Here is a 4,377-nt window from a genome sequence, read left to right as displayed (position 1 = left end):
GCCTTGCGCGCCTTACGCACCGTCAACCACCCCTAGGGTTTCGGCAGTCCACCGCGGACAAGTCTAGGCGGCGGGCCGCCGCCGGGGAGCAGGACGAAGAGGACGGAACGGAAGTGTCCCGGATCCACGGCCGCCCCTCCGGAGCTCCACCCGGCACCGCACTGCCCGGACGTGGACCCGAGGAGGCCGTCATGGGCATCGGGGACTGCGCCCGGCCGGCCGGCGGCGGCCCGCTGACCGTCATGTACGTCGCCTACTACGCCATCTACGTCGTCACCCCGCTCGCCCTCGTCGCCTCGCTCGTCCTGCCCTGGCGCCGCCGCTGGCGCCGTACCCGCGTGTGGCTGGCCGTCCTGGCGCTCCTCCCGCAGGCCGTCGTCGCCGCGAGCCTCGCCGCCCTGCTGGCCTTCGGCGGGTAGGCGGCGCCCCGCCGGGCCTCCCGGTGGCGCGACGCGTGGAAGCCCGTGCGGCCGAGGACCTTCCAGGTCGACCGGTCCTCGTTCTCGGCGAGGGAGGAGACCCGGGTCGACGTGGTGGTGCCCGACGGGCCGCCGCCGGCCGGCCGGGCGCAGTCCCCGATGCCCATGACGGCCTCCTCGGGTCCACGTCCGGGCAGTGCGGTGCCGGGTGGAGCTCCGGAGGGGCGGCCGTGGATCCGGGACACTTCCGTTCCGTCCTCTTCGTCCTGCTCCCCGGCGGCGGCCCGCCGCCTAGACTTGTCCGCGGTGGACTGCCGAAACCCTAGGGGTGGTTGACGGTGCGTAAGGCGCGCAAGGCGTGGCTGGTGGCCGGTGGGGCCGTCGGGGTGTGCCTCAGCTTCGTCGCCCTGCTCGTCGTCGGGACGTACTCCGCCGCCGCCGGTCTCCTCGGCGGGGCGGGCAGCGGGGTCAACGGGACCGTCGCGCTCGCCAAGGGGGCGGTGCCGGCCGCGTACCAGGGGCTGGTGCAGAAGTGGGGGAACCTCTGCCCCGCCATCAATCCGGCGCTGCTCGCCGCGCAGCTCTACCAGGAGAGCGGCTGGAACCCGCGGATCGTCTCGCCGGCCAACGCCATGGGCATCGCGCAGTTCATCCCCGGCACGTGGGCGGGGCACGGCATCGACGGGGACGGTGACGGGGACCGTGACGTCTGGGACCCCAAGGACGCGATCCCGTCGGCGGCCTCGTACGACTGCGAGCTCGCGGGGTACGTGAAGAAGGTGCCCGGTGACGCGACGAACAACATGCTGGCCGCCTACAACGCGGGTGCGTACCGGGTCATAAAGTCCGGTGGTGTGCCGCGGATCAGCGAGACGCAGAACTACGTCCGGATCATCCGGTCGCTGGAGAAGAGCTTCGCGCGGCCCGTCGGCCGGGTCGAGCCCTCGCGTCAGGCCGCGAGTGCCATCTACTACGCCCAGCAGAAGCTGGGGACGCCCTATCTCTGGGGTGGTACGGGAACGGCCGCCCAGAATGGCCGATTCGACTGCTCCGGGCTGACCCAGGCCGCGTACCTCTCGGTCGGGATCGAGCTGCCTCGGGTGGCCAACGACCAGTACAACGCCGGGCCGCATCCGTCCCGCGACGAGCTGCTGCCGGGCGATCTCGTGTTCTTCTCCGACGATCTCACCAACTCCCGTGCCATCAGGCACGTCGGCCTCTACGTCGGTGGCGGCTATATGATCGACGCTCCGCGTACGGGGGCCGTGATCCGGTTCGACAAGATCGACACGCCGGACTACTTCGGGGCGACCCGGGTCACCAAGGACGGTGCGGCCGCACTGCCGACGCACCTTCCCCAGGTGTGACGCGAAGTCGGCCCACCTGGCTGGAACTCTTCGTAAGACACAGGCCCTGAGCTGCGGCGACGTGTCACTCTTCGGTAACGTCGGAGTGATCGTCAGGGAAGAGCGGAACGCATGCCTCAGGCGGTTCGTTCCCGATCCGACCGCCCATGGTCGAACGGTCGACTCACGTGACAAGGCAAGGGGCCGCTGCAGATGGCTGGACTCGCATCGGACGGTTCGAACCCCGATGTCGGCCTGCTCTACGACATCAACGGGCTGGCGAAGGACGCGCCGCCGTGGTTCGACCGCGTCATGGAGTTCGTCGGCGAGTACGGGATCATGCTCGGGCTCGTCCTCGTCGCGCTCTGGTGCTGGTGGAGCGTCCGCCGGCGCGCGGCCCTCACCGACGCCGTCGCCGGTGTCGCCGCGCTGGTCTGGGCGCCGCTCGCGGCCGGTGTCGCCCTGCTGGTCAACATCCCGATCCGCGGGTTCGTCGAACGGCCGCGGCCCTTCAACGACCACCAGGGTCTCGAGGTCCTCGTCGACGGGAAGACCGACTTCTCCTTCGTGAGCGACCACGCCACGATGGCGATGGCCATCGGTGTCGGGCTCTTCGTCGCCCACCGCAGGCTCGGTCTGGTCGCCATCGCGCTGGCCTTCACCGAGGCCTTCTGCCGGGTCTACATGGGCGTGCACTACCCGACCGACGTGATCGGCGGTCTCGCCCTCGGTACGGCGGTGACGCTGCTCCTCGCTCCGCTGGCGCACGCCCTGCTGACGCCGGTCGTGTCGGCGATCGCCCGCTCCGGGGCCGGCGCCCGTCTCGTCAGGTCGCGCCGCGTCGCCGCGCGCGGTCCGGTGCCCGAGACGCTGGACATCCCCGAGCCGCGGCTCGGCTCCGGCGAGAACGACCTGGCCGCCTAGGTCCTGTCCGGGCGATCTTGGAGGATCGGCCCGCGGCGTCGGATGTGGTGCATCGCAAGGCGGAGGATCGCCCTCGTACCGGGTGTACTCGGGCGACTCCGACAACGCCGCGAGGGGCCGCAGCCGTCGTCGCGGGCCCGAGAAGATCGCCCGGACAGGACCTAGGTCCGTCCGGTCCGGTGTGATCGACGAGACACCCTTGGAGCCCCTCCCCGCCCGGCGGGTGAGGGGTTCCGTCGTCAGGTGGCGCCGTCCGCCGGTACGCCGTCCGGCGCGGTGGCGTGGGCCGCCGCGTCCGTGCGGGCCCGCTCGCGCGAGCGGCGGGCCGGGCCCCTCCATCCGCAGCTGCACCGGGCTGTCGCGAACGAGCCGCGTTCCGTGGTGGTCGTCTCGTGGGGGGCCTGCTCATGCACGTGTCCACCGTACTGCGCGTGACGAGGGAAGATCGCCCGGACAGGACCTAGGTCCGTCCGGTCCGGTGTGATCGACGAGACACCCTTGGAGCCCCTCCCCGCCCGGCGGGTGAGGGGTTCCGTCGTCAGGTGGCGCCGTCCGCCGGTACGCCGTCCGGCGCGGTGGCGTGGGCCGCCGCGTCCGTGCGGGCCCGCTCGCGCGAGCGGCGGGCCGGGCCCCTCCATCCGCAGCTGCACCGGGCTGTCGCGAACGAGCCGCGTTCCGTGGTGGTCGTCTCGTGGGGGGCCTGCTCATGCACGTGTCCACCGTACTGCGCGTGACGAGGGGCGGCGGCCGTCGTTATCCGGATGGGTTCTCACCAGGCCCTCGGGTCCCGAGGAGGGCGCGTCCCGGGCAATCGGCGTCACGGCGTTGGGGGTTGGCAGGCGATGGCGGAGCGGTACGGGCGGCTGTACGGACGCGGAGGCGGCGCGTGGGCCGTCGCCGTGACTCTGGTCGCGGGGGCGGCCACCGGAGGCTGTTCCGCTTCCGAGGACGCGAAGCCGGCCGGGGACCCGCTGGCGACGGTGCGGGCGGCGGCCGAGGTGCTGGCGCGGGCCGGGACCTCGCGGACGAGCACGTCGATGGAGATGGCGACCGGTGGGACCCGGGTGACGATCCGGGGCGAGGGCGGCTACGACTTCCGGCAGCGGACCGGCCGGCTGCAGGTCGTCCTGCCCAAGGACGCCGCGGGCACCAGCGAGCACCGGCCGATCACCGAACTGCTGGCCCCGGGCGCGCTCTACATGAAGAACCGCGGTGCGGGGGTCCCCGCTGACAAGTGGGTCCGGGTGGACACCACCGCGCTCGACGACGGCAATCTCGTCACGGGCGGGGCCACCGATCCGGCCGCCGCCGCCGAGCTGCTGCGCGGCGCGCAGCGCGTGACGTACGTCGGCGAGGTGGAGCTGGCGGGGGTGAGGGTCGGTCACTACCGCGGGGTCGCGGACATCGCGGCGGCCGCCCGGGTCGCCTCGCCGCAGATGAAGGGTGCGCTGACCGCGGCGGCGAAAGGGTTCGCCACGGACACCGTCCCCTTCGACGCGTACCTGGACGCGGAGGGCCGGCTCCGGAAGGTGCGGCATCAGTTCAGCTTCGCCAACCAGGAGCGTACGGTCGCCGTCGCCTCGACGACGCTGCTGTACGGCTTCGGTACGCCGGTCGTGGTGAAGCTCCCGGCGCGGAAGGACATCTACGCCGGGAAGGTCCAGGCGTAGGTCCGGCCGGACCGGGGC

Annotated in this window: 6 protein-coding genes; 4 read left to right on the top strand and 2 right to left on the bottom strand. The window is 72.5% G+C overall.

Annotated features, from left to right (window positions below; genetic code table 11):
* The first annotated feature begins 191 nt into the window (after nt 1-191).
* The 3 genes from EAO71_RS00505 (at nt 192) to EAO71_RS00495 (ending at nt 2,689) form a co-directional block, all read left to right on the top strand.
* The gene (locus EAO71_RS00505) at nt 192-419 is read left to right on the top strand and encodes a hypothetical protein (protein ID WP_147975772.1); all 228 of its coding nucleotides are present in this window, start codon (nt 192-194) and stop codon (nt 417-419) included.
* 338 nt (nt 420-757) lie between these two features.
* Nucleotides 758-1,786 (top strand): C40 family peptidase, encoded by a 1,029-nt coding sequence (locus EAO71_RS00500; RefSeq protein ID WP_147975773.1) that lies wholly within the window; start codon nt 758-760, stop codon nt 1,784-1,786.
* Between the two features lie 192 nt (nt 1,787-1,978).
* On the top strand, nt 1,979-2,689 hold the full coding sequence (locus EAO71_RS00495) for a phosphatase PAP2 family protein (RefSeq protein ID WP_147975771.1): 711 nt from the start codon (nt 1,979-1,981) through the stop codon (nt 2,687-2,689).
* A 239-nt stretch (nt 2,690-2,928) separates the two neighbouring features.
* Here EAO71_RS00495 and EAO71_RS37370 read toward each other — a convergent pair whose 3' ends face one another.
* Nucleotides 2,929-3,102: a hypothetical protein gene (locus tag EAO71_RS37370; protein WP_187282498.1), complete on the bottom strand. Its 174-nt coding sequence runs from the start codon at nt 3,100-3,102 to the stop codon at nt 2,929-2,931.
* Nucleotides 3,103-3,227: 125 nt separating this feature from the next.
* The gene (locus EAO71_RS37365; RefSeq protein ID WP_187282498.1) at nt 3,228-3,401 is read right to left on the bottom strand and encodes a hypothetical protein; all 174 of its coding nucleotides are present in this window, start codon (nt 3,399-3,401) and stop codon (nt 3,228-3,230) included.
* 130 nt (nt 3,402-3,531) lie between these two features.
* Between EAO71_RS37365 and EAO71_RS00490 the strand changes: the two genes are divergently transcribed.
* Nucleotides 3,532-4,359 (top strand): hypothetical protein, encoded by an 828-nt coding sequence (locus tag EAO71_RS00490; RefSeq protein ID WP_147975770.1) that lies wholly within the window; start codon nt 3,532-3,534, stop codon nt 4,357-4,359.
* Nucleotides 4,360-4,377 lie beyond the last annotated feature (18 nt).

The sequence above is a fragment of the Streptomyces sp. MS191 genome (assembly GCF_008042125.1).
Classification (GTDB): Bacteria; Actinomycetota; Actinomycetes; order Streptomycetales; family Streptomycetaceae; genus Streptomyces.
This window is presented reverse-complemented; position numbering and strand designations above follow the sequence as displayed.